This is a genomic window from Stutzerimonas tarimensis (genome assembly GCF_042648805.1).
Taxonomy (GTDB): Bacteria; Pseudomonadota; Gammaproteobacteria; order Pseudomonadales; family Pseudomonadaceae; genus Azomonas; species Azomonas tarimensis.
Genome location: NZ_JBHRXZ010000022.1, coordinates 610,454 through 635,380, shown reverse-complemented (window position 1 = coordinate 635,380; position 24,927 = coordinate 610,454). Strand labels below are relative to the sequence as shown.

20 protein-coding genes and 1 pseudogene are annotated in these 24,927 nt (G+C 65.3%); 16 read left to right on the top strand and 5 right to left on the bottom strand.

Annotation, left to right across the window (positions count from 1 at the left end):
* Positions 1-86 precede the first annotated feature (86 nt).
* The 3 genes and pseudogenes from ACFOMF_RS12120 to ACFOMF_RS18405 form a co-directional block, all read left to right on the top strand.
* The gene (locus tag ACFOMF_RS12120; protein ID WP_386365139.1) at positions 87-944 is read left to right on the top strand and encodes a glycine betaine ABC transporter substrate-binding protein; all 858 of its coding nucleotides are present in this window, start codon (positions 87-89) and stop codon (positions 942-944) included.
* A 56-nt stretch (positions 945-1,000) separates the two neighbouring features.
* Positions 1,001-2,305: an OprD family porin gene (locus ACFOMF_RS12115; protein ID WP_386365137.1), complete on the top strand. Its 1,305-nt coding sequence runs from the start codon at positions 1,001-1,003 to the stop codon at positions 2,303-2,305.
* A gap of 453 nt (positions 2,306-2,758) precedes the next feature.
* Positions 2,759-3,220, top strand: a pseudogene (locus tag ACFOMF_RS18405) (REP-associated tyrosine transposase); the annotation flags it as partial.
* A gap of 305 nt (positions 3,221-3,525) precedes the next feature.
* On the opposite strand, the gene betA reads toward ACFOMF_RS18405, so the two are convergent.
* From betA to betI, 3 genes are all read right to left on the bottom strand, one after another.
* Complete coding sequence (betA, locus tag ACFOMF_RS12110; RefSeq protein ID WP_386365136.1) at positions 3,526-5,202, bottom strand: choline dehydrogenase; 1,677 nt, start codon at positions 5,200-5,202, stop codon at positions 3,526-3,528.
* Between the two features lie 101 nt (positions 5,203-5,303).
* Positions 5,304-6,773, bottom strand: a complete 1,470-nt coding sequence (gene betB, locus ACFOMF_RS12105) for a betaine-aldehyde dehydrogenase (RefSeq protein WP_386365134.1) — start codon at positions 6,771-6,773, stop codon at positions 5,304-5,306.
* 26 nt (positions 6,774-6,799) lie between these two features.
* Complete coding sequence (gene betI, locus ACFOMF_RS12100) at positions 6,800-7,384, bottom strand: transcriptional regulator BetI (RefSeq protein WP_386365132.1); 585 nt, start codon at positions 7,382-7,384, stop codon at positions 6,800-6,802.
* A gap of 207 nt (positions 7,385-7,591) precedes the next feature.
* On the opposite strand from betI, the gene ACFOMF_RS12095 reads away from it, so the two are divergent.
* Complete coding sequence (locus ACFOMF_RS12095) at positions 7,592-9,154, top strand: sensor domain-containing diguanylate cyclase (protein WP_386365130.1); 1,563 nt, start codon at positions 7,592-7,594, stop codon at positions 9,152-9,154.
* On the opposite strand, the gene ACFOMF_RS12090 is transcribed toward ACFOMF_RS12095, so the two are convergent.
* Together ACFOMF_RS12090 and ACFOMF_RS12085 are read right to left on the bottom strand one after the other, a co-directional pair.
* Positions 9,151-10,251: a polyamine ABC transporter substrate-binding protein gene (locus ACFOMF_RS12090; RefSeq protein ID WP_386365128.1), complete on the bottom strand. Its 1,101-nt coding sequence runs from the start codon at positions 10,249-10,251 to the stop codon at positions 9,151-9,153. The genes ACFOMF_RS12095 and ACFOMF_RS12090 overlap by 4 nt on opposite strands.
* Positions 10,248-11,300 (bottom strand): histone deacetylase family protein, encoded by a 1,053-nt coding sequence (locus ACFOMF_RS12085; RefSeq protein WP_386365127.1) that lies wholly within the window; start codon positions 11,298-11,300, stop codon positions 10,248-10,250. The genes ACFOMF_RS12090 and ACFOMF_RS12085 overlap by 4 nt, the downstream gene beginning before the upstream one ends.
* Before the next feature lie 361 nt (positions 11,301-11,661).
* On the opposite strand from ACFOMF_RS12085, the gene ACFOMF_RS12080 reads away from it, so the two are divergent.
* From ACFOMF_RS12080 to ACFOMF_RS12025, 12 genes are all read left to right on the top strand, one after another.
* Positions 11,662-12,483: a carbon-nitrogen hydrolase family protein gene (locus ACFOMF_RS12080; protein ID WP_386365125.1), complete on the top strand. Its 822-nt coding sequence runs from the start codon at positions 11,662-11,664 to the stop codon at positions 12,481-12,483.
* Between the two features lie 63 nt (positions 12,484-12,546).
* Positions 12,547-13,257 (top strand): carbonic anhydrase, encoded by a 711-nt coding sequence (locus ACFOMF_RS12075; protein ID WP_386365123.1) that lies wholly within the window; start codon positions 12,547-12,549, stop codon positions 13,255-13,257.
* A 127-nt stretch (positions 13,258-13,384) separates the two neighbouring features.
* Positions 13,385-14,458 carry a dTDP-glucose 4,6-dehydratase gene (rfbB, locus tag ACFOMF_RS12070; RefSeq protein ID WP_386365121.1) on the top strand — a complete coding sequence of 358 codons (1,074 nt, stop codon included), beginning with the start codon at positions 13,385-13,387 and terminating at the stop codon, positions 14,456-14,458.
* Complete coding sequence (gene rfbA / locus ACFOMF_RS12065; RefSeq protein ID WP_386365120.1) at positions 14,455-15,327, top strand: glucose-1-phosphate thymidylyltransferase RfbA; 873 nt, start codon at positions 14,455-14,457, stop codon at positions 15,325-15,327. Before rfbB ends, rfbA begins: the two co-directional genes overlap by 4 nt.
* The gene (gene rfbC, locus ACFOMF_RS12060) at positions 15,324-15,869 is read left to right on the top strand and encodes a dTDP-4-dehydrorhamnose 3,5-epimerase (RefSeq protein ID WP_386365118.1); all 546 of its coding nucleotides are present in this window, start codon (positions 15,324-15,326) and stop codon (positions 15,867-15,869) included. Before rfbA ends, rfbC begins: the two co-directional genes overlap by 4 nt.
* Positions 15,866-16,780, top strand: coding sequence for a dTDP-4-dehydrorhamnose reductase (rfbD, locus tag ACFOMF_RS12055; RefSeq protein WP_386365116.1), 915 nt, complete (start codon positions 15,866-15,868; stop codon positions 16,778-16,780). The genes rfbC and rfbD overlap by 4 nt, the downstream gene beginning before the upstream one ends.
* A 63-nt stretch (positions 16,781-16,843) precedes the next feature.
* Positions 16,844-18,649, top strand: coding sequence for a sensor histidine kinase (locus tag ACFOMF_RS12050; RefSeq protein ID WP_386365114.1), 1,806 nt, complete (start codon positions 16,844-16,846; stop codon positions 18,647-18,649).
* On the top strand, positions 18,646-20,040 hold the full coding sequence (locus ACFOMF_RS12045; RefSeq protein WP_386365112.1) for a sigma-54-dependent transcriptional regulator: 1,395 nt from the start codon (positions 18,646-18,648) through the stop codon (positions 20,038-20,040). Before ACFOMF_RS12050 ends, ACFOMF_RS12045 begins: the two co-directional genes overlap by 4 nt.
* A gap of 294 nt (positions 20,041-20,334) precedes the next feature.
* A complete protein-coding gene (locus ACFOMF_RS12040; RefSeq protein ID WP_386365110.1) occupies positions 20,335-21,342 on the top strand; it encodes a TRAP transporter substrate-binding protein in 1,008 nt (335 codons plus the stop codon).
* A gap of 152 nt (positions 21,343-21,494) precedes the next feature.
* Positions 21,495-22,124, top strand: coding sequence for a TRAP transporter small permease (locus tag ACFOMF_RS12035; RefSeq protein ID WP_386365108.1), 630 nt, complete (start codon positions 21,495-21,497; stop codon positions 22,122-22,124).
* Position 22,125: 1 nt separating this feature from the next.
* Entirely contained in the window at positions 22,126-23,406 is a 1,281-nt protein-coding gene (gene dctM, locus ACFOMF_RS12030; RefSeq protein WP_386365106.1) for a C4-dicarboxylate TRAP transporter large permease protein DctM, read from the top strand.
* Between the two features lie 220 nt (positions 23,407-23,626).
* The gene (locus tag ACFOMF_RS12025; RefSeq protein ID WP_386365104.1) at positions 23,627-24,829 is read left to right on the top strand and encodes a tyrosine-type recombinase/integrase; all 1,203 of its coding nucleotides are present in this window, start codon (positions 23,627-23,629) and stop codon (positions 24,827-24,829) included.
* The last annotated feature ends 98 nt before the right edge of the window (positions 24,830-24,927 follow it).

Below are 24,927 nucleotides of genomic sequence, written 5' to 3'. Positions count from 1 at the left end.
TCCCAGAACTTCCGATCCAGAGTCTCTCGCAGAAGAGACGACGGCCAGCCTTTGCCTGCCATTTTCTCAACCATGGAGCAGTACAGATGAGTACCCTCAAGCGTTTGATCCAGGGCATCGGCGCCACCGCGCTGGCCCTGGGCCTGTCCGCCACCGCCCTGGCCGCCGACAAGCCGGAGCTGAAGATCGGCTATGTCAACGGCTGGGACGACAGCGTCGCCGCCACCCATGTCGCCGGCTGGATCATCCGGGACAAGCTTGGCTATCCGGTGACCCTGCAGCCGGTCGAGCCGGCCATCATGTGGCAGGGCGTGGCCCGCGGCGACCTCGACGCCACCCTCTCCGCCTGGCTTCCCGCCACCCACGGCGAATACTTCGAGAGGCTAGGCGACCGCGTCGAGGTGCTGGGTAGCAACTACCTCGACGCCAGGATCGGGCTGATCGTGCCGAGCTACGTCGAGGCGCAGACCATCGAGGATCTCAACCGCGACCGCAAGGCCTACGACAACCGCATCACCGGTATCGACGCCGGTGCTGGCGTGGTGCGTCGCACCGAGGACGCGATCAAGGAGTACGGCCTCGAACTCAAGCTGCAGACCAGTTCCGGCCCGGCCATGACCACTGCCCTGGCCCGCGCCATCAAGGCCGAGAAGGCCATCGTGGTGACCGGCTGGATTCCGCACTGGATGTTCGCCCAATGGGACCTGCGCTTTCTGGAAGACCCCAAGGGCGTATTCGGCGACGCCGAGCGCATCGACACCCTGGCCAACCCCGGCATGGCCGAGAAGGCCCCGGAAGCCACCGCTTTCCTGCGCAAGTTCAACTGGAGCGCCGCCGAAGTGGGCGCCGTGATGCTGGCGATCCGCGAGGGCGCCCAACCGGATGCGGCCGCCCGCGAGTGGGTCGAGAAGAACCCGCAGCGAGTGGCCGAGTGGCTGGAATGAGCCCACGGCCCAACCGTCCCGCATTGAATGCCGTATCACACCAAGGAGCAGTTCGAATGAAAGCAATGAAATGCAGCGCCCTGGCGCTCGCCGTGACCGCCGCCAGCACCCAGCTCGCCCTGGCCAGCGCGCAAGCCGAATCCGAGGGTTTCATCGAAGACAGCAGCCTCGTGCTGGTGAACAAGAACTACTATTTCCACCGCGACAACCGCGCCTCCGGCGCCTCACCGAGCCATCGCACGGAATGGACCCATGGCATCCTCACCGCCTATGAGTCCGGCTTTACCCGCGGCACCGTCGGCTTCGGCATCGATGCCCATGCCGCCTTTGCCGTCAAGCTCGACGGTGGCCGCGGCACCAGCGGTACCGGCCTGCTGCCGGTGGACAGCGACGGTCGCCCGGCCGACAACTTCGGCCTGGCCGGCGGCGCGATCAAGGCACGCCTCTCCGACACCGTGCTGAAATACGGCGACCTGACGCCCACGTCCCCGGTGTTCTCCCCCGGCACCGGCCGCACCTTCGCCAGCACCGCCACCGGCTTCCAGCTGACTTCCGCCGAGATCGCCAACCTCATGGTCGACGCCGGTTACTTCCATTCGATACGCGACCGCAACGCCTCGACCAACCGTGACGGCCAGATCACCCTGGTCTACGGCGGCCCCATCGACGTGGCCTCTGTCGGTTACCTCGGCGGCAGCTATCAACTGGCCGACAACCTCAGCGCGACCCTCTATGCGGCCGACTACGAGGATATCTGGACCCAGTACTACGGCAACCTGACCCTGGCCCTGCCGCTCTCTGACGAACGCGCCCTGAGCCTGGACTTCAACGTCTACGACACGCGCGACAAGGGCCGCTCCCTGGCCGGCGACATCAATACCACCGCCTGGTCGCTGGCAGCCGGTTACTCCTTCGGCGCCCACAGCCTCACCCTCGCCCACCAGCAGGTGAACGGCAACGCGCCGATGGACTACATCGCCATGGACGGTACCAACGCCGGGGACTCGATCTATCTGGCCAATTCATCGCAGTGGACAGACTTCAACAGCCCCGGCGAGAAGTCCGTGCAGATTCGCTACGACATCAACATGGCCGCCTATGGCGTTCCCGGCCTGACCCTGATGGCCCGCTACATCAAGGGTGACATCGACGGCGGCAGCGTCGACCCAGCCGGCGTCTACTCCTACTATGCCAACGCCTCGGGCAAGGAATGGGAACGCGGCCTGGAAGCCCGCTACGTATTCCAGGAAGGCGGCCTGAAGGACCTCTCATTCCGAGTACGCTACGCCACCGCACGGGGCTTCAGCGGGGATATCAACGAACTCCGTGTGATCACCGAGTACCCGCTGAACATCCTCTGACGGGATTTCCCACCTTCGGAGGGCCTCCATCCGCCACGTCGGATTACGCTGCGCTAATCCGACCTACACCGCCAGCCCGTAGGTCGGGTTAGCCACAGGCGTAACCCGACGTGGCGGAATTCCTGACCTGCCCCCGCATGTCGGATTACGCTGCGCTAATCCGACGCGGCGGAATTCCTGACCTGCCCCCGCATGTCGGATTACGCTGCGCTAATCCGACCTACACCGCTGCCACCGCACCCGTAGGTCGGGTTAGCCAAAGGCGTAACCCGACGCGGCGGAATTCCTGACCTGCCCCCGCACGTCGGATTACGCTGCGCTAATCCGACCTACACCGCTGCCACCGCACCCGTAGGTCGGGTTAGCCAAAGGCGTAACCCGACGCGGCCCAAGGTTTTCGGGCTGCGCTCGCGTTATGCTGCATGACCGCCAGTGACGATCAAGGACGATCCCATGCGCTATCGACGGGCTCTTGTCCCGGGAGCTTCGTATTTCTTCACCTTGGTCACACGCGACCGCGAACCCTGGTTTGCCGATCCTGGCCATGTCGAGTTGCTGCGACAGGCATTTCGCTCGGTACACCAGCGGCGTCCATTCAGCATCGAAGCGATCGTCGTACTGCCCGATCACTTGCATTGCGTCTGGACGCTTCCGCCTGGCGACGCGGATTTCCCTACTCGCTGGCGCTTGATCAAAACCTGGGTCAGCAAGCGGGCGGAACCGCGCTCCGCCCGAGGAATCTGGCAGCCGCGCTATTGGGAGCATCTGTTGCGCAGTCCGGAGGATTTCGCAAGGCACGTCGACTACATCCATTACAACCCTGTCAAGCATGGGCTGGTAAGAGACGCGGCAGACTGGCCACATTCAAGCGTTCACAAATACCTGCGCGAGGGCAGATACCCGGCCGGCTGGGGGGCGCCTGGTGCCCCAGGGTACGGATCTGGACGCGGGCGAATAGAACACTGCCCCCCGTCGGATTACGCTGCGCTAATCCGACCTACACCGCTGCCACCGCCCAGCCGTAGGTCGGGTTAGCCAAAGGCGTAACCCGACGCGGCGGAGTTCCTGACCTGCCCCCGCATGTCGGATTACGCTGCGCTAATCCGACCTACCACCGCCTTCCCGTAGGTCGGGTTAGCCGAAGGCGTAACCCGACGCGGCGGAATTCCTGACCTGCCCCCGCATGTCGGATTACGCTGCGCTGATCCGACCTACCACCCCTACCGCTGGGGTTTGCCGCGTACCGGTGCGTCGCCGGCGATGTGGTATCTGGCGGTGCTGCGCGGCAGGGGCTGGCGGCCGCGGATGCGGTCGGCGATCTTCTCGGCGATCATGATGGTGGTGGCGTTGAGGTTGCCGGTGATGATCTCCGGCATGATCGAGGCGTCCACCACACGCAGTCCCTGCAGGCCGTGCACCCTCCCCTGACCATCGACCACGGCCATGTCGTCTTCACCCATCTTGCACGAGCAGGACGGGTGGAAAGCGGTTTCGGCATGCTCACGGACAAAGCGATCCAGCTCGGCATCGGTCTGGCAATCGGCCCCGGGGCTGAGTTCGCGGCCGCGGTAGGGGTCAAGTGCCGGCTGCGCCATGATCTCGCGGGTGATGCGGATGGCATCGCGGAATTCCTGCCAGTCCTGCTCGTGACTCATGTAGTTGAACAGGATGCTCGGATGCTGGCGCGGGTCCTTCGAGCGCAGCTCGATGCGCCCGCGGCTGGGCGAACGCATCGACCCCATGTGCGCCTGGAAGCCGTGTTCCTTCACCGCATTGCTGCCGTTGTAATTGATCGCGACCGGCAGGAAGTGGTACTGGATGTTCGGCCACTCGAACTCAGGGCGGGTGCGGATGAAGCCGCCCGCCTCGAACTGGTTGCTGGCGCCGAGACCCTTGCCACGAAACATCCAGTTGGCGCCGATCGGCGGCTGGTTCCACCATCGCAGCGCCGGATACAGCGAGACCGGCTCCTTGCAGGCGTACTGGATGTACACCTCCAGGTGGTCCTGCAGGTTCTGGCCGACACCCGGCAGGTCGAGCACTACCGGCACATCGTAGTCACGCAGCAAGGCGGCCGGGCCGACGCCGGAGCGCTGGAGGATCTGCGGCGAGGCGATGGCCCCGGCGCAGAGCAGCACCTCGCGGCGGGCACGAACGATGGTGGGCTGGTCGCTGCGGCCTTGCAGGTAGGCCACGCCGCTGGCGCGCTTGCCCTCGAAGAGGATGCGGTCGGTGGTGGCGTGGGTGACGATGGTCAGGTTCGGCCGCTGGCGCGCCTGGTCCAGGTAGCCACGCGCGGTGCTGGAGCGCCGGCCGTCCTTGGTCACGCTGCGATCCATCGGGCCGAAGCCTTCCTGCTGGTAGCCGTTGAGGTCGTCGGTAGGCGGGTAGCCCGCCTGTACGCCGGCCTCGACCATGGCATGGAAGAGCGGGTTGTTGCCCGGCTTGGGCGTGCACACCGACACCGGGCCGTCGCCGCCGTGGTAGTCATTGGGGCCGATGTCGCGCGTCTCCGCCTTGCGGAAGTACGGCAGGCAGTCGAGATAGGCCCAGTCCTCCAGCCCCTTGGCCTTGGCCCAGTTGTCGAAGTCCAGGGCATTGCCACGGATGTAGCACATGCCGTTGATCAGCGACGAGCCGCCGAGTCCCTTGCCGCGCCCGCACTCCATGCGGCGGTTGTTCATGTGCGGCTCGGGCTCGGTCTCGTAGGCCCAATTGTAGCGCTTGCCCTGCAGCGGATAGGCCAGCGCCGCCGGCATCTGGGTGCGGAAATCCAGCCGATAGTCCGGCCCACCGGCCTCCAGCAGCAGGACGCTGACATCCGCGTCCTCGGTCAGCCGGGTGGCCAGTACGTTACCGGCCGAGCCGGCACCGATGATGATGTAGTCGTAGTCCATAAAAGCTCCGCAAAGGCCGTGGGAGACTGGAGGCCGGACGATAGAGCGACACGAACCCGCACTTCGTCCAGGCACCAACCGCCAACGCTCTTTCTCGTCTGTCAGAACACCGCGCCGAACGCGCCCAGCTCGACCTGCACCGACTTGATGCGGGTGTAGTGCTCCAGCGTGGTGAGACCGTTTTCCCGGCCGACGCCGGATTGCTTGTAGCCGCCCACTGGCATTTCCGCCGCGGATTCACCCCAGGTGTTGATCCAGCAGATGCCCGCTTCGAGCTGATGGATGACCCGGTGCGCGCGAGTCAGGTCGCGGGTGACGACGCCGGCGGCGAGGCCGTAATCGGTAGCGTTGGCGCGGCGGATGGCTTCTTCCTCGGTGTCGTAGACCAGGATGCTCATGACCGGGCCGAAGATTTCTTCCTGGACGATGCGCATGTCGTCGCGGCAGTTGCTGAACACCGTCGGCGCGACCCAGGCACCCCGGGCGAAGTCGCCTTCGCCTGGTGCGTTGCCGCCGATCAGCAGGCGGGCGCCCTGTTCGCGGCCGGAGGCGATGTAGCCCATCACCCGGTCGCGGTGGGCGAAGCTCGACAGCGGACCGAAGTTGGTCGACTCGTCCAGCGGGTCGCCAAGACGAATGCGCTTGACCCGCTCCAGTACCAGCGCCTCGAAGCGCGCCTGCAGGTCACGCGGGACGAAAACCCGGGTGCCGTTGGTGCAGACCTGGCCGGAACTGAAGAAATTGGCGCTCATGGCGATGTCGGCGGCGCGGTGCAGATCGGCGTCGTCGAGGATGATCAGCGGCGACTTGCCGCCCAGCTCCATGGTGACTTCCTTCAGGGTCGAGGCCGAGGCGCTGGCCATGACCTTCTTGCCGGTGACGGTGCCGCCGGTGAAGGACACCTTGGCGATGCCGGGGTGCTCGGTGAGCATCTGCCCCACCTCGCCGCCAAGACCGTTGAGCACGCTGAACACGCCATCCGGCAGGCCCGCTTCGCTGTAGATCTCGGCCAGCTTGAGCGCCGACAGCGGGGTGACCTCGCTGGGCTTGAAGATCATCGCGTTGCCCGCGGCGAGCGCCGGTGCGGATTTCCACAGGGCGATCTGGATCGGATAGTTCCAGGCGCCGATACCGGCCACCACGCCCAGCGGCTCGCGCCGGGTATAGACGAAGCTCGACTCGCGCAGGGGGATCTGCTGGCCTTCGAGCGCCGGAATCAGCCCGGCATAGTATTCGAGCACGTCGGCGCCGGTGACGATGTCAACCGCCAGGGTTTCCGACAGCGGCTTGCCGGTGTCGAGGGTCTCCAGACGGGCCAGCTCGTCGTTGCGCTCGCGGAGGATATCCACCGCACGGCGCAGGATGCGCGAGCGCTGCATCGCGGTCATCGCCGCCCAGACCTTCTGGCCTGCCGCCGCCGCCACGACGGCAGCATCGACATCCTCGGGCGAAGCGCCCTGCACCTTCGCCAGCACTTCGCCGGTGGCCGGGTTGACGGCTTCGAACGCCGTGCCGTGACCGGTCACATAACGGCCGCCGATATAGAGTTGCTGTTCTTCGAAGCGGGACATGAAGCCCTCCTGGGGGCGCGATGTGCTCAGCGCGCCAGTTGTTGATCGAGATAGTCGCAGGCCAGGCGCAAGGCCTGGTCGGTATCGAAGTCATCGCCCGACAGCGCCGCGCGCAGCCATAGCCCGTCGATCAGCGCCGCCAACCCACGGGCCGCCTGCCGCGCCTGCTGCGCCGGCAGTTGCCGGCGGAACTGGTGGCAGAGGTTCGAATACAGCCGCTGGTCGTTGACCCGCTGCAACCGGCGCAGCGCGGGCTGGTGCATGCTGCTGGCCCAGAACGCCAGCCAGGTCTTCATCGCCGGCCCGTTGATCTGGCTGTCGTCGAAATTGCCCTCGATGATGGCCTGCAGGTGCGCGCGCGGGCTGTCGTCCGGCAGCGCCTGGCGGCGCGCCTGGATGGCCTGGTGCAGCGCCTTGAGCAGGTGGCGCATGGTGGCTTCGAGCAGGCCGTTCTTGTCCTGGAAGTAGTGGCTGATGATGCCGTTGGAGACTCCGGCCAGGCGCGCGATCAGCGCGATGCTGGCATCGCCCATGCCGACCTGGTCCACGGCCTCCATGGTCGCGTTGATCAGTTGCGAACGACGTACAGGCTGCATGCCGACCTTGGGCATCGGGCCTCCGGGGTTGGAAAGAAAGTGAACTACAGCCTATTTATTTTTTATTGAACGATCAATCAATAAAGACGGGTGGTGTCGCTGGTGAACATTTCCGGGTCGCTTCCGCCCGCGCATCGGGCCGCCGGGATTTGCGCGCCGCCGCGCGTGTCAGATGTTCTGGCCTTGCAGGCCATCCCTCTACTTGTCGAAGGCTCGCCAGCCATGACTTCCCGAGACCTGACCCGCGCCGTGCAACTGGCCGCCAGGCATGAGCACCTGCGCAAGTCGACCCACCAGTCGGCGACGCTGTTGTTGCTGGCCTGCCTGATCATCGTCGGCCTCGGCGTCTGGCAGCTCGCCGAGGACTACAGCCTCTACCGGCAGCAACACGAGACCGACGTGGTCAACCTGTCGACCATCCTGCTGCACAGCGCTGAGACCTCGGTGCTGCACTCGGGCACCATCCTGCTCGGCCTGATCGAGCGCCTCGAGCAGGACGGCGATTCGCCCGCAGCCCTGGCGCGCCTGCGCGGCGTGCTGGCCGACCAGATACGTCACTATCCGGAGATCCAGGCCGTGGTGATCTACGACCGCGACGGCGTGCCGATCTTCAGCACGCTCGACCAACTGCCGACGCAGAACGCGGCCGACCGTGGCTACTTTCAGCACCATCAACAGAACCCCGGGCTGGAGGCGCATATCGGACGACCGATCCGCAGCCGCACGACCACCGACTGGATCATCACCGTCTCGCGGCGGATGAACGACCCGGACGGCCAATTCGCGGGCACTGCGCTGGTGACCCTGCGCGTCGCGACCTTTCTCGAGCAGTTTCGCGGCGTGGAGCTGGGACCCAATGGCGTGGTGACGCTGATGCGCGCCGACCACGCGATCCTGATTCGCCAGCCCTTTCGCGAAGCCGAGCTTTACCTTGATTTCAGCCAGGGACCCGTGGCCCGCCAGATCAGCGCCGGGAAGCCTGCCGGGGTGCTGCGCTACGACTCCCCGGTCGACGGCGTGCGGCGTGTGGTGGGTTTTCGTGCCAGTGACCGGGCGCCCATCTACGTGCTGGTCGGGCTGGAGGAGCGGCACGCTTTCGCGGCCTGGTGGCAAACGTTGTACCGCACGGTCTGGGTGATGCTGGCGGCACTGGTGACCATTGCCTGGCTGGGATTGAGGACGCTGTTCGGCCTGCGCCAGCGGCTAGAAGTGGAGTCGGTGCTGCTGCAGGCACATCGCGATCTTTCGGAGCTCAACGACAGCCTGGAAATCCTTTCCAGTGCCGATGAGCTGACTGGCCTTGCCACTCGCCGGCAGTTCGACCTGTCGCTGAACCAGGCCTTCCTGCGGGTCGATCACGAACCCCTGTCGCTGGTACTGCTCGAACTCGACGGCTTCAAGCTCCTGCGCGAATCCCATGGCCAGCAGGCGGCCGACGAGCGCCTGCAGCAGATCGCCGGGCTGCTGCGCGGCCAGCTGCGCCGCAGCCTGGACCTGCCCGCCCGCTTCGCCAGCGACCGGCTGGCCGTCATCCTCCCGGGCACCGACGCGGCCGGCGCAGAGACAGTCGCGGAAAATATCCGCGCGGCCATCGAAAGGGCCGACATCGCCAACCGCGGCAGCGCCGGCGGGATGGTCACCGCCAGCCTCGGGGTATCGAGCTGCCTGCCCTGGCAGAACTGCCAGCAGCCCGACGCCCTGGTGCTGGAAGCCGAGCAGGCGTTGGCCGATGCGATCAACGCCGGGCGCAACCGGGTGGCTCAGCGCATGACGCGCCAGCGCTAGGTGCCGCTCTTGATCCGGGTCCAGGTGCGGGTGCGCGCCCGTTCGGCGTTACGCGGCAGCGGTTCGAGGGTGTAGAGCGTCTGCTGCATTTCCTCGGTCGGGTAGAGGTGCGGGTTGTTGCGGATCTGTTCGTCCACCAGCTCGGTGGCGTCCTTGTTCGGGTTGGGGTAACCGACCATGTCGCTGATCGGCGCGACCACTTCCGGACGCAGGATGTAGTTGATGAAGGCATGGGCTTCTTCAACGTTCTGCGCGTCGCCCGGAATCGCCATCATGTCGAACCATACCGGTGCGCCTTCCTTCGGCAGGCGCCAGTCCACGGTGACCCGGCCGCCGGCCTGCTGGGCGCTGTTGGAAGCCTGCAGGAAGGTGCCCGAATAACCCACCGAGACGCAGACGTCGCCGTTGGCGATGTCGGTCATGTACTTGGAGGAATGGAAGTAGCTGATGTAGGGGCGGATCTTCAGCATCAGCGCCTCGGCCTTGGCGTAGTCGCCCGGCTCGGGACTGTTCGGCGGCAAGCCCAGGTAGTGCAGTGCCAGCGGCAGGATCTCCGATGGCGAGTCGAGCAGGGTCACCCCGCACTGGGCCAGCTTGCTGATGTTTTCCTCGTTGAAGATCAGCTCCCAGCTGTCCAGCGGCGCCGCCTCGCCCAGCGCCTCGCGGACCTTGTCCGGGTTGTAGCCGATGAGGATGGTGCCGAACATGTAGGGCACCGCGTGCTCGTTGCCCGGGTCGTTGGCCTGCAGAGTCTTCATCAGTTGCTCGTCGAGGTGCTTCCAGTTCGGCAGCAGCGAGCGGTCGAGCTTCTGGAACACTCCGGCCTGGACCTGACGGGCGAGAAACATGTTCGAAGGCACCACCAGGTCATAGCCGGAATTGCCTGACAGCAGCTTGGCTTCCAGCGCTTCGTTGGTGTCGAAGATGTCGTAGGTGAGGCTGATGCCCGTCTCGTCCTGGAAATTCTTCAGGGTTTCCGGGGTGATGTAGTCGTACCAGTTGTAGACGCGCAGCTGACGCTCCTGGGCCTGGAGGCTGCCACCGAGCAGGGACGCGCCGCAGATCGCGGCCCCCAGCAGGTATTTCAACTTCTTCATGAGTCTCTCCGTTGCGACGCGAAGGCGCCTTGAAATCCTTCCAGCACGTTCACCGCGTTGACGCCGATTTCCGCCACCGCATAGCCCCCCTCCATGACAAACAAAGTGGGCGCACCGAGTCGGGCGATACGTTCGCCCATGCGCAGGTAGTCAGGGCTATCGAGCCTGAATTGCGAGATCGGGTCGTCCTTGAAGGTGTCGACGCCGAGCGACACCACCAGGACATCCGGGGCGTAGCGCTCGATCTGCCGGCAGGCAGCCTCCAGCGCCGCGCTCCAGACGTCCCAGGCGCTACCGGCCGGTAGCGGCAGGTTGAAGTTGTGGCCCTCTCCTGCACCCTCGCCGGTCTCGTCGGTATAGCCGAGAAAAAACGGGAACTCGGCGCGCGGATCGCCGTGGATGGAGGTGAACAGCACATCGTCGCGACGGTAGAAGATCGACTGGGTGCCGTTGCCGTGGTGGTAGTCGACATCAAGGATGGCGACCCGTGCGCAGCCCTGGTCGAGAAAGGCCTGGGCCGCAATGGCGGCGTTGTTCAGGTAGCAGTAGCCGCCCATCAGGTCGGCACCGGCGTGATGGCCCGGAGGGCGACAGAGGGCGAAGGCGCTGGTGGCGCCGTCGGCGATCGCCTGCTGGCCGCTGAGGGCAACCTGCGCGGCGCCATAGACGGCCTGCCAGGTGCCGGCTGTGATGGGGGCGCCCGCATCGAAACTGTAATAGCCGAGTTGGCCGTGCAGGCTCTCCGGGCGCACGCCCCTGAGACTGCGCGCCGGCCAGGTGAAGGGCAGCAGATCGGCGCTGTTGCCGGCCGCTGACCAGCGCGCCCAGGCGCCCTTCAGAAAGGCCAGGTAATCGTCGGTGTGGCTTCGCAGCAGCGGGGCCAGGCCGAAGTCGGCCGGCTCGCGCACCTCTCCAAGACGCCGCTGACGAACCCGCGCCAGTACCTGGTCGGCTCGCGCCGGCATCTCGAAGCAGGGTTTGAGCTCGCCGTCGATCAGCTCGCAGCGGCCATGGTGCAGACGATGCTCCTCACTGTAGAAGGTCAGCATGCACCGATGCTCCGCAGGTTGCGGTAGCGCTCATCGCAGGGGGCTGGGGCGCTGCGCCCGGGATGGGTCGGACGAGAGGGCGCCGGGTAGGTGCGCCGGCGGGACAGGGCGGCATGAATCGTCATCAACAGGGTCGGCATCGAAACGGCTCGCGAGACGGAAAATTCCTCTAAAGCAAGATAAATGCCTGACACGCAAAGCCCGGCATCGCCTACTTTGCGCCGTTGGTCCCTCTCACAACGCCCCTCACTGGTGCTCCCGTGCCTCGAACCTGCCGGCTGGCAGACATTTCAGTGCAGCCTTGGCGAGATTCGACGGGTCTGTTTATGCTGGGGTATCAGACAGTTTCGGGAGTGCAATCATGGCGTCGCAAGTACGTATCGCGCTGGTTCAGATGGCCATCGACGAGGGCGACTGCGGGCTCAATCTGGCGAGGATCGAGGCGGAGATCGCTGCGCTGGGCCCGCTGCACGACCTGCTGGTGTTTCCGGAGACGAGCACCAGCGGCTTCGCCAGCCGCGCCGAGGTGGAGGCCTGCGCCGAGCCTCTGGACGGTCCGCTGGTACAACGCCTGCGCGAACTGGCCCAGCTGTACTGCACCAGCCTGGCCATCGGTCTGCCGATCTGCGAGGGCGGGGCGCTGTACAATTGCGCGGTGCTGATCGATCCGGAGGGGGTGCGCCTGGTCTATCGCAAGACCCACCTGTGGGGCGACGATCGCGCCATCTTCGAGCCGGGCCATGAACTGCGAGTCTGCCAGTGGCGCGGGATCGGTGTCGGCCTGCTGATCTGCTTCGATATCGAGTTTCCCGAGCCGGCACGTGCCCTGGCGGAGATGGGTGCGCAACTGCTGCTGGTCTGCAACGGCAACATGGCGCCCTACGGTTATGTGCACCGCACCGCCGGCAGCGCCCGGGCCCAGGAAAACCAGGTGTTCGTGGCCATGTGCAACCGGGCCGGACAGGGCCGCCGTGATCGCTTCGACGGGGAAAGCATGGTGATCGACCCCTTCGGCAAGGTGCTGGGCTGTCTCCAGGATCAGCCCGGCCACCTGTCGCTGTGCCTGGACCTGGACGATCTGCAGCGCAGCCGGGCAACCTACGACTACCTGAAGGAACGCCGCCTGAGCCTGGCCGAGCCAAACCTGCAAGGCTGTCTGCGCCTTCCCGGCTCACCGGTGTGACCCAGGCGGGCGGGCGGTTGTCATCTACTTCATCGCCTTGAATGGCCCGTAGAGATCTTCATCATGACCGACCCCAAGCCCCCCCACCCGGCCGACGAGGCCCTCGACAGCATCGTCGCCGGCTTCAAGCGTTTCCGCAGCGAAGTCTTTCCCGCCCAGATCGAGCTGTTCAAGAAGCTCGCCACCGCGCAGAACCCGCGCGCCATGTTCATCACCTGCGCGGATTCGCGCATCGTGCCCGAGCTCATCACCCAGAGCTCGCCGGGCGACCTCTTCGTGACCCGCAACGTGGGCAACGTGGTGCCACCCTATGGCCAGATGAACGGCGGCGTATCCACCGCCATCGAGTACGCCGTGGTGGCCCTGGGCGTGCGCCACATCATTGTCTGCGGTCATTCCGACTGCGGCGCGATGAAAGCGGTGCTCGACCCGCAGTCGCTGGAGGGCATGCCCACGGTCAAGGGCTGGCTGCGCCATGCCGAAGTGGCGCGCACCGTGGTGGCGGCGAACTACGATACCTGCCATTGCGGTGGCAGCCACCTGGAACTGCTCACCGAGGAAAACGTGGTCGCGCAGCTCAATCACCTGCTCACCCACCCCTCGGTCGCCGCGCGGGTCGCCAGCGGCCTGCTGTTCATCCATGGCTGGGTCTACAACATCGAAACGAGCGAGATCAACGCCTACGACGCCGAGCGCGGGCGCTTCCTGCCCCTGGACGGGGACATCATCGCCATGGCCACCCCGCGCGCCCGTTATGGGCAATCGGCGGGCTGAGCACCCTTGCAGCGCTGTCGTTGGCACAGGCGTTATCGATGAAAGGAATTTTGGATTTCCTAGTTTGTCTATCGCATCGACATGCTAGAGCCATCGCTCTACGACCGCGCCAAGGAAGCTTAACGATATGCGCCTTCTCGTCACCGGCGGAGCCGGGTTCATCGGCTCCGCACTGATTCGCCACCTCATCGGGAATACCGATCATCAGGTTCTCAACCTGGACAAACTGACCTACGCCGGCAACCTCGAATCGCTCCGCGAGATCGAGGACAGCCCCCGGTATCGTTTCGTGCAAGCCGATATCGGCGACCGCGAACGGGTCAGCGAGGCGCTGTCGGAATTCGAGCCCGACGCGATCATGCACCTGGCGGCCGAATCCCATGTGGACCGCTCGATCGACGGGCCAGCCGAGTTCATCCAGACGAACATCCTTGGCACCTATCAGCTGCTCGAAGCCGCGCGAACCTACTGGCAGAACCTGCCGGCCGAGCGCAAGGCCGCCTTTCGCTTCCATCATATATCCACCGACGAGGTGTATGGGGACCTGCACGGCGTCGACGACCTCTTCACCGAGACCACGCCCTACGCGCCGAGCTCGCCCTATTCGGCCAGCAAGGCGTCGTCCGATCATCTGGTTCGCGCCTGGCACCGCACCTACGGCCTGCCGGTGCTGGTGACCAACTGCTCGAACAACTACGGACCCTACCACTTCCCGGAAAAACTGATTCCGCTGGTGATCCTCAATGCCCTGGAAGGCAAGCCACTGCCGGTGTACGGCGATGGCCTGCAAGTGCGCGACTGGCTGTTCGTCGAGGACCATGCCCGCGCGCTGCTGAAGGTCTGCAGCGAGGGCGCCGTGGGTGAGACCTACAACATCGGTGGCCACAACGAGCAGAAGAACATCGACGTGGTGCGCGGAATCTGTTCGCTGCTCGAAGACCTGGCACCGCAGAAGCCTGCCGGGGTCGACCGTTACGAGGACCTGATCACCTTTGTCCGTGATCGCCCGGGCCACGACCTGCGCTACGCCATCGACGCCGGCAAGATCCAGCGCGAGCTGGGCTGGGTGCCGGAAGAAACCTTCCAGAGCGGGCTGCGCAAGACCGTGCGGTGGTATCTGGAAAACCTCGAGTGGTGCCGCCGGGTTCAGGACGGTAGTTATCAACGTGAACGCCTGGGCGCGCTGGAGGCACTGGCATGAAGGGAATCATTCTCGCCGGAGGATCCGGCACCCGCCTGCACCCCATTACCCTCGGCGTTTCCAAGCAGCTCCTGCCGATCTACGACAAGCCGATGATCTACTACCCGGTGTCCGTGCTGATGCTCGCCGGCATTCGCGACATCCTGGTCATCTCGACCCCGACCGATCTGCCGCAGTACAAGAGCCTGCTGGGTGACGGCAGTCAGTTCGGGGTGAACCTGAGCTACGCCGAGCAGCCCTCGCCGGATGGTCTCGCCCAGGCCTTTCTCATCGGTGAAGACTTCATCGGCGACGACTCGGTGTGCCTGATCCTCGGCGACAACATTTTCCATGGCCAGCACTTCACCGAGAAACTGCAACGCGCCGCCTGCCAGGACAGTGGTGCCACGGTGTTCGGCTACTGGGTCCGCGACCCCGAGCGCTTCGGCGTGATCGACTTCGACGAACAGGGCACGGCGCTGTCCATCGAGGAAAAGCCAAAGAACCCGAAGTCCAGCTATGCCGTGACCGGGCTGTACTTCTACGACAACGATGTGGTGGAGATCGCCAAGTCGATCAAGCCCTCGCCACGTGGCGAGCTGGAGATCACCGACGTCAACATGGCCTACCTCCGGCGCGGCGACCTGCGCGTCGAGCGCTTCGGCCGCGGCTTCGCCTGGCTCGACACCGGGACCCACGACAGCCTGCTGGAAGCCTCCCAGTATGTTCAGACCATCGAGCACCGCCAGGGGCTGAAGGTCGCCTGCCTGGAGGAGATCGCCTTCCAGAACGGCTGGATCAGCCGCGAGCAGGTGCTGCGCTGCGCCGACGCGCTGGGCAAGACCGGCTACGGCCAGTATCTGTTCAAGATTGCGGGTGAGCACGCATGAATATCATCGAAACCGGCATTCCGGACGTGCTGATCATCGAACCGAAGGTGTTCGGTGACGAGCGCGGCTTCTTCTTTGAGAGCTTCAACGCCGCCGCCTTCGAAGAGGCGACCGGCCTCGAGCGGCAGTTCGTGCAGGACAACCACTCCAGGTCCCAGCGCGGGGTACTGCGCGGCCTGCACTACCAGATCGGCCAACCACAGGGGAAACTGGTGCGTGCGGTGGTGGGCGAGGTGTTCGACGTCGCCGTCGACCTGCGCCAGAGCTCGCCCAGCTTTGGCCGCTGGGTCGGCGTTCACCTGACTGCCGACAACCACCGCATGCTCTGGGTACCCGAAGGATTCGCCCATGGCTTCCTGGTGCTCAGCGAATACGCCGAGTTTCTCTACAAGACCACCGACTACTACGCGCCTTCGCAGGAGCGCTCGCTCTTGTGGAACGACCCGGCGCTGGGCATCGACTGGCCAATCAGCAGCCCGCCCAGGCTCTCGGCAAAAGACGAAGCGGGCGTTCTCCTGAGCGATGCGGAGCTCTATCCATGAGAATCCTCATCACCGGCAGTCACGGTCAGTTGTCAAGGGAACTGCAACTGGAGCTTGCCGGGGATGGGCAAATCGTCGTACTGGGCAGCCAGGAGCTGAATCTCCTCTACCCTGATCGCATCCGCCAGCAGGTGCGCCAGCTGAAACCGGATCTGATCATCAATGCTGCCGCCTACACAGCGGTGGACAAGGCCGAAAGCGAGGTGGAGCAGGCCATCGCGATCAACGGACACGCCCCCGGCATCCTCGCCGAGGAAGCCAGGCGCCTGGGCGTGCCCCTGATCCATTACTCCACCGATTACGTCTTCGACGGCAACAAGCGCACGCCCTACTGCGAAGACGACCAGCCCTCCCCGCTGAGTGTCTATGGCAGCAGCAAGCTCGCCGGCGAGCGGGCGATCCAGGCAGTCGGGGGCCAGGGCCTGATCCTGCGGACCAGCTGGGTCTATTCGCTGCACGGCCGCAACTTCCTGCTCACCATGCGCAGGCTGATGCAGGAACGAAAGCACCTGACGGTGGTGGACGATGAAATAGGCGCGCCTACCTGGGCCGGCACCATCGCCAGCGTCACTGCAAGCATGATCCGCACCTGGCGCCGCGAGGGGCGCCCGCTGAGCGGGCTCTACCACCTCACCGCCGCCGGCTACACCTCCTGGTACGGCTTCGCCTCGCTGATCGGCAAGACGCTGGACCAGCAGTTGGGGCCGCTGGATCTCGAACTCGGGCCGATCGCCTCGGCGGACTACCCCACCGCCGCGCGCCGGCCGCTCAATTCCCGGTTGAACTGCGACAAGCTCCAGCGGGAGTGGGGCGTGCAGTTGCCGGAATGGGAGGTCGGCCTGGCGCTATGCCTGGGGACACCGCGTGACAACGGCAGCTCGCTGTTCAGTGGAATGACCTGCAGCGCCTGACGTCGGCGCTGCGGCTCGCCCACCCCGCTTGCAGGCATAATGCGCCATCCACAGGCGCATCCCATGACTCGACCGAAGCTTTCCCGCCGTCAACCCTGGCGCACCCTCGCCCTGCTGTCGCTGTTGCTGCTGCCGCTGCTGTGGCCGCTCAAGCACCTGGCCGAACGCTACTACACCGACCAGTTGCTGGAGCAGAACCGCCAGACCCTCGACCTCTACGTTGCCAACCTGCTCGGCACGCTGCACCGCTACGAGGTGCTGCCGGCCATCCTCGGCGACCTGCCAGTGCTGCGACGCGCCCTTGAGGCACCGCACCCCGGGGCGGTCGACCAGGCCAACCGACTGCTCGAAGAGCTGCGCGCGCGAACCGGCGCTGACGTGCTCTATCTGATGAGTCCGCAAGGCATCACCCTGGCAGCGTCCAACTGGCAGGACGCCGACAGCTTCGTCAATCGTGACTTCGCCTTTCGCCCCTATTTTCGCCAGGCCATGCGCGGCGAACTGGGTCGTTTCTTCGGCCTCGGGACCACCTCGGGAAAACGCGGCTACTACTTCAGCGCGGCGGTTCGCGACGGCCAGGCGGTGCTCGGGGCGATCGTGGTCAAGGTCGATCTGGACCACACCGAAACGCTCTGGGGCAACACGCCCGAGCAGCTGCTGGTCACCGACGCGAACGGCGTGGTGATCCTGACCTCGCATCCGGAATGGCGCTATCACGCCGTTCGCGAACTCGACAGCGAGGAGCGTGAGCGCATCATCCAGGACCGCCCCTACACCACCACGTCGCCGCGACGCCTTTCGCTGGACCTGCGCAGCTGGCTGATCCAGAGCCGCGAACTGCGCGAGACGGACTGGACGGTACGCATCCTGGCGCCCACGATACTGGTCGAACGCCCGGTGCGCACGGTGCTGGCCATCGGTGGCGCTACCCTGCTGGTGCTGCTGCTGTGGCTCGGCCTGCTCCTGCAACGACGGCGCCACCTGATCGAACGCATGGCCCTGGATGCCCGCGCCCGGGAAGAACTCGAAGGCCGGGTGCAAGCCCGAACCCACGAGCTGGAAACCCTCAACAGCCGCCTCAAGGGCGCGGTGCTCGAACGCGAGCAGGCCCAGCAGGAACTGGTCCGCGCCCAGGACGAATTGCTCCAGGCCGGCAAGTTGTCGGTGCTGGGAACCATGTCGGCAAGCATCAGCCATGAACTGAACCAGCCCCTGGCGGCGATGCGCAGCTACGCCGACAACGCTGGCGTGCTGCTCGATCACAACCGCCTCAAAGAGGCCCGCGGCAACTTACAGCAGATCAGCGCACTGACCACCCGCATGGCCTCGATCATCAGTCACCTTCGCGCCTTCGCCCGTCGAGACCAGCGTGGCGCCGAGCGGGTGGCGCTGCAGCCGGCGCTGGAAGACGCCCTGTCGCTGATTGCCCGGCGCCGCCAGGCGATGGGCGTGGAACTGATCCGCGATGTCCCGGAGGCGACCCTCTGGGTGCAGGCCGGCGAAACCCGCCTGCGCCAGATTCTCACCAACCTCTTGAGCAACGCCCTGGACGCGCTGGGCGACATCGCCTCGCCGAGGCGACTGCACATCGCCGCCGGACTGTTCGAGGACGGCGTGCGGGTGAGCCTGCGCGACAACGGCCCAGGCTTCGGCAGAGATGCCCTGGGCCGCGCCCGCGAGCCCTTCTTCACCACCAAGGCTTCCGCCGAGGGTCTGGGACTGGGGCTGGCCATCTGCGATACCCTTGTCAGCGCCCTGGGCGGCGAACTACGGCTGGGCAACCATCCCGAGGGCGGCGCCTGCGTCGAACTGCTGCTGCAAGGCGCGGCGCCCGGCACCGCCTACCCCAACGAGGACTACCTGCCATGACCCGGCCGCTCGACCACCAGACCCAGGTGCTGTTGATCGACGACGACCCCCACCTGCGCCGGGCGCTGGCCCAGACGCTGGACCTGGCTGGCCTCAAGGTCACCGACCTGGGCGATGCCCGGGGTGTGGCCGAGCGTCTGACGCCCGATTGGCCGGGAGTGGTGGTCAGCGATATCCGCATGCCAGGTCTCGACGGGCTGGAGCTGCTCGCAGAGATCCGCGCGCGCGATACCGAGCTGCCGGTCATGCTGATCACCGGTCATGGCGATGTACCCCTGGCGGTACAGGCAATGCGCGCCGGGGCCTACGACTTCCTGGAAAAACCCTTTGCCAGCGACGCCCTGCTGGACAGCGTGCGCCGCGCACTGGAGGTCCGCCGACTGGTAGTGGAGAACCGCAGCCTGCGCCTGGCGCTGGCGGACCGCCAGCAACTGGCATCGCGGCTGCTCGGGCAATCGCCCGGCGCGGGCCGTCTGCGCGATCAGATCGCCGCCCTCGCGGCGACCCAGGCCGATGTGCTGATCCTCGGCGAAACGGGCGCTGGCAAGGAGGTGGTCGCACGCGCCCTGCATGATCTTTCCAGCCGGCGCAATGGTCCCTTCGTGGCGATCAATGCCGGTGCCCTGGCCGAGTCGGTGGTGGAGAGCGAGTTGTTCGGGCACGAGCCGGGCGCCTTTACCGGCGCGCAGAAACGCCGCATCGGCAAGTTCGAATACGCCAGTGGCGGCACCCTGTTCCTCGACGAGATCGAGAGCATGAGCCTCGACGTGCAGGTCAAGCTGCTGCGCCTGCTGCAGGAGCGCGTGGTCGAACGCCTGGGCGGAAACGGCCTGATTCCGCTGGATATCCGCGTCGTCGCCGCGACCAAGGAAGATCTGCGCCAGGCCGCCGACCAGGGGCGCTTTCGCGCCGACCTCTACTACCGCCTGAACGTCGCCCCCCTGCGTATTCCGCCCCTGCGCGAACGCAGCGAGGACATCCTGCCGCTGTTCCAGCATTTCGCCGAGGCGGGCGCCGCACGCCATGGCCTGCCGCCACGGGCCAGCACCGCCGTGGAGCGGGCATCGCTGCTCAGGCACAACTGGCCGGGTAACGTGCGCGAACTGCAGAACGCGGCCGAGCGCTTCGCCCTGGGCCTGGAACTCGGCCTGGACGTCGCGCTCGGGGCGCCGGTCGCCGGCATGCCTGCCAGCGCCAACGCCGGTTCGCTGAGCGAACAGGTCGAAGCCTACGAACGAGCGCTCATCGCAGCCGCCCTGGACGGCCCTCGCAGTTCGGTGCGCAGCGTGGCCGAAGCGCTTGGGCTGCCCCGGCGGACACTGCACGACAAGCTGCGCAAGTACGGTCTGGCCCTCCCAGATGGCGGATGCTCGCCAGACGAAGCGGAATAACTGGCGAACCTTCGCCAGCCTCGCTCGCGAACAGCGGCAGGGCCTGGCATTTCCGCGCCCTCCGCGCCTCCGGTCCGCAAGGCCTGCCGCTCTGGCATGGCGTCCACGGCCTGCCCCGGTGATCCGCAAGCGGCTCCTCTACGACCTTCGTCTTAGCCCCCGCAATAGCTGGCATAGCGCTTGCTCTCTCGAAAGCAGCACAAGCGAATTGGGCACTGCCGTCTTTTATGCCCGCCTCTCCTGTGCCTCTCTGCCGATCGCCGCGCGATCCATTCAAAACAAGAGGAACACCGCATGTTCAAGCTGACTGCCAAGGCCATCGCCTGCGCGCTCTCCCTCAGTATTGCCGGGCTGGCCCATGCCGCCGAGTCTGCGACTGCCCCGATTGTCATCAAGTTCGCCCACGTGGTCGCCGAGAACACGCCCAAGGGCCAGGGCGCGCTGATGTTCAAGCAGCTTGCCGAAGAGCGCCTGCCCGGCCAGGTGCGGGTGGAGGTCTACCCGAACTCCTCGCTGTTCGGTGACGGCAAGGAGATGGAAGCACTGCTGCTCGGTGATGTGCAGCTGATCGCCCCCTCGCTGGCCAAGTTCGAGCACTACGCCAAGGCCATCCAGGTCTTCGACTTGCCATTCCTGTTCGACGACATGGCGGCGGTCGACCGCTTCCAGCAAGCCGAAGCCGGCCAGAAGCTGCTGCGCTCGATGGAAGACAAGAACATCACCGGCCTCGCCTACTGGCACAACGGCCTGAAGCAGCTGTCGGCCAACAAGCCGCTGCTCGAGCCCAAGGACGCACGTGGCCTGAAGTTCCGCGTGCAGGCCTCGGCCGTACTCGAAGAGCAGTTCAAGGCCGTGCGCGCCAACCCGCGCAAGATGAGCTTCGCCGAGGTCTATCAGGGCCTGCAGACCGGCGTGGTCAACGGTGCCGAGAACCCCTACTCGAACATCTACTCGCAGAAGATGCACGAGGTTCAGAGCCACATCACCGAGTCCAACCACGGCCTCCTGGATTACATGGTGATCACCAACACCAAATTCTGGAACGGCCTGCCGACTGACGTGCGCACCGAGCTGAAAACCATCCTCGACGAAGTCACCGTATCGGTGAACCAACAGGCCGACGCCCTCAACGAAGAGGCCAAGCAGGCCATCCTCGCCGACGGCAAGACCGAAATCCTCAACCTGTCGGCCGAGCAACGCGGTCTGTGGCGCGAAGCGATGCAGCCGGTCTGGAGGAAGTTCGAAGGCGAGATCGGCGCCGACGTGATCAAGGCCGCCGAAGCCGCCAACCAGGGTAACTAACGCCTCCGCAGGCCTTCGGGGCAGCCCCGGAGGCCTGCGAGCCCGGGCCAGCACACGCCCGGTTCGGTCCGCCGGCCGCCAGCTCGGTTCGTGGCCAGGACGCTGTCCTCACCGCCCCGTCTTTCAAGCTCTACCCTCGGGAGAATCCAACCATGAACGCCTTCCGGCGCGTCTGGGAGCATTTCGAGGAGGCCTTCATCGCCTTCCTCCTGGCTGCCATGACGCTGGTGACCTTTGTCTACGTCATTCTCAATAACGCCTACACGATGTTCTACGCGCTTGGCGATCGTTTCGAAGGCGCCAGCGGCCTGTTCTTCTCCATTGGCGACTTCATCATCGATCTGGCGCATGCCATGACCTGGAGCAACGCCCTGACCAAGGCGCTGTTCGCCTGGCTGCTGTTCTTCGGCATCGCCTATGGCGTGCGCACCGCCGGTCACATCGGCGTCGACGCCTTGGTCAAGCTTGCCCCGCGCTCGGTGCAGAAGGCCATCGGCATCATTGCCGTGCTCTGCTGCCTGGCCTATGCCGGCCTGATGGGCGTGGCCAGCTTCGACTGGATGAAGACGCTGTTGATCGTCGACATCGGCGCCGAAGACCTCGGTCACCTGGGCATCAAGCAATGGCACATCGCAGTGATCGTGCCCTTCGGCTTCGCCATGGTGTTCATCCGTTTCCTGGAAATTCTCGTGCGCATCCTGCGCAACCAGCAAACCGGCCTCGGCCTGGCCGATGAAGCCGGCGAAGCCATGAAGCTGACCGAGCACGAGGAGAAAAAATAAAATGACGATCCTTTTCCTCTTTCTTGCCCTGTTCGTGCTGATGTTCATCGGCGTGCCCATCGCCGTATCCCTCGGTCTGGCCGGCTCGCTGACCATCATGCTGTTCAGCCCCGACTCGGTGCGCTCGCTGGCGATCAAGCTGTTCGAGACCTCCGAGCACTACACCCTGTTGGCGATTCCGTTCTTCCTGCTCGCCGGCGCCTTCATGACCACCGGTGGCGTGGCCCGCCGTCTGATCGACTTTGCCAACGCCTGCGTCGGCCATATCCGTGGCGGTCTGGCGATCGGCGCGGTGCTGGCGTGCATGCTGTTCGCCGCGCTGTCCGGATCGTCGCCAGCCACCGTGGCCGCGGTCGGCTCGATCGCCATCGCCGGCATGGTCCGCTCCGGCTATCCGCAGGCCTTCGGCGCCGGCATCGTCTGTAACGCCGGCACCCTGGGCATCCTGATACCGCCTTCGGTGGTCATGGTGGTGTACGCCGCGGCGACCGAGACCTCGGTGGGCAAGCTGTTCATGGCCGGGGTGATACCGGGCCTGATGCTGGGCACCGCGCTGATGATCGGCATCTACATCTATGCGGTGAAAAAGAACCTGCCGGCCATGCCACGCGCGTCCTTTCGCGAGTGGCTGTCCGCGGCACGCAAGGCGCTCTGGGGCCTTCTGCTGATGGTGATCATCCTCGGCGGCATCTACTCCGGCATGTTCACGCCCACCGAGGCGGCGGCCGTGGCGGCGGTGTACTCCGGGGCGATCGCGCTGTTCGTCTACAAGGACCTGACCTGGCGCGAATGTCCGAAGGTGCTGCTGGAGTCGTCGAAGCTCTCCATCATGCTGATGTTCATCATCGCCAACGCCATGCTCTTCGCCCATGTGCTGACCACCGAACAGATCCCGCAGCAGATCACCGCCTGGGTCATCGAGGCCGGCCTGCAGCCCTGGATGTTCCTGCTGGTGGTGAACATCGTGCTGTTGATTGCCGGCGCCTTCATGGAGCCTTCGGCGATCATCCTGATCCTGGCGCCGATCCTCTTCCCCATCGCCATCCAGCTCGGCATCGACCCGATCCACCTGGGCGTGATCATGGTGGTGAACATGGAGATCGGGCTGATCACGCCACCGGTGGGCCTGAATCTGTTCGTCACCTCGGCGGTGACCGGCATGTCGGTGCCCCAGGTGATCCGCGCGGCACTGCCCTGGCTGCTGATGCTGCTCAGCTTCCTGATGGTCATCACCTACGTACCGGCCGTGTCCCTGGCGCTGCCGAACTGGCTCGGCATGTAACCATCATCTAGTGTCCTTTACCCGGCTTCGGCCGGGTTTTTTTTGTTTCACGATGACTCCAGCCCGGCACTTCGCTGGACTACGCCAAGGCTCGATACAGCAGGTTTATCAATAGCTTAGGCGAGTTCAACATATGCCGGTGCTTTCCGAAACTTGACCCGGCTTCCCCTCGCGTGGCTCCCATGCGGCTCTTGGAAACCGGGGTTTCTGAGGAGTCATCATGGCAAGAATCAAACTCACCAAGTCTGCAGTCGATGCGGCAAAGCCCCAGGCGCAGGCCGTCGAACTCCGGGACACCGTGGTGCCCGGCTTCCTGTGCAAGATCACCCCGGCGGGCCGCAAGGTGTTCATGCTCCAATACCGCACGAATGCCGGCGAGCGCCGCAAGCCCGCCCTGGGCCAGTACGGGGAGCTGACCGTCGAGCAGGCCCGCGTCATGGCGCAGGAGTGGCTGGCTGAGGTTCGCCGAGGCGGCGATCCGAGCGCGGCCAAGAACGCTGCTCGTAAGGCACCTACCATGAAGGAGTATTGCCACACCTTCATGGAAGACTATTCCAAGCAACGCAACAAGCCCAGCACCCAGCGCGGCTACTGGGGCGTCATCAACCGCTGCATCATCCCTATCCTAGGCCGGATGAAGGTGCAGGACGTGAAGCGCCCGGACATCGCGGCGCTGATGAAGAAGCTGGCCTACAAGCCGGCCGAAGCGAACCGAACCTTCGGCGTGCTGCGCAAGATGTTCAACTTGGCTGAAGTGTGGGGCTACCGGCCTGACGGCACCAACCCGTGCCGGCACGTCCCGATGTTTCCGGCCGGCAAGGTGACCCGCCTCATCAACGACGAGGAAATGGTGCGCCTGTTCCGTCACCTTGAGCATTTGGAGGCTGAAGGGCTTGAGAACTACGCCATCCCGCTGGCGATCCGCCTGCAATTCGAGTTCGCCGCCCGCCGTTCCGAAATTGTCTCGCTCGAATGGGAATGGATTGATCTGGAGAAGCGGCGCGTGGTCTGGCCCGATAGCAAGACTGGCGGCATCTCCAAGCCCATGAGCGAGGAAGCCTATCGTCTGTTCTCGACGGCACCCCGCCGGGAACGCTGCCCCTATGTCCTGCCGTCGCCCAACGACTCGGACAAGCACATGACTTATGGCGAGTATTACGGCGGCTGGAAGCGTGCGCTCAAGGCGGCTAGCGTGCCGCACGTCGGCACGCACGGCATCCGGCACCGCTCGACCACGGACATTGCCAACTCGGGCATTCCGGTCAAGGTCGGCATGGCACTGACGGCGCACAAGACCGTGGCGATGTTCATGCGCTACGTCCATACCGAGGATGACCCCGTGCGCAAGGCCGCCGAACTAGTGGCGAGCCGCCGCAAGTCGATTATCGGCACCCGCCAGGAACCGGAACAGGTGGCCACATGACCGGCGGCGAGCATCCTTCCCTGTCGGCTCCGATTGTCGTGACGGCGACACGACAATCGAGTGGGCTACCCCTTCAGCCTTGGCGCCATATCTGGGAC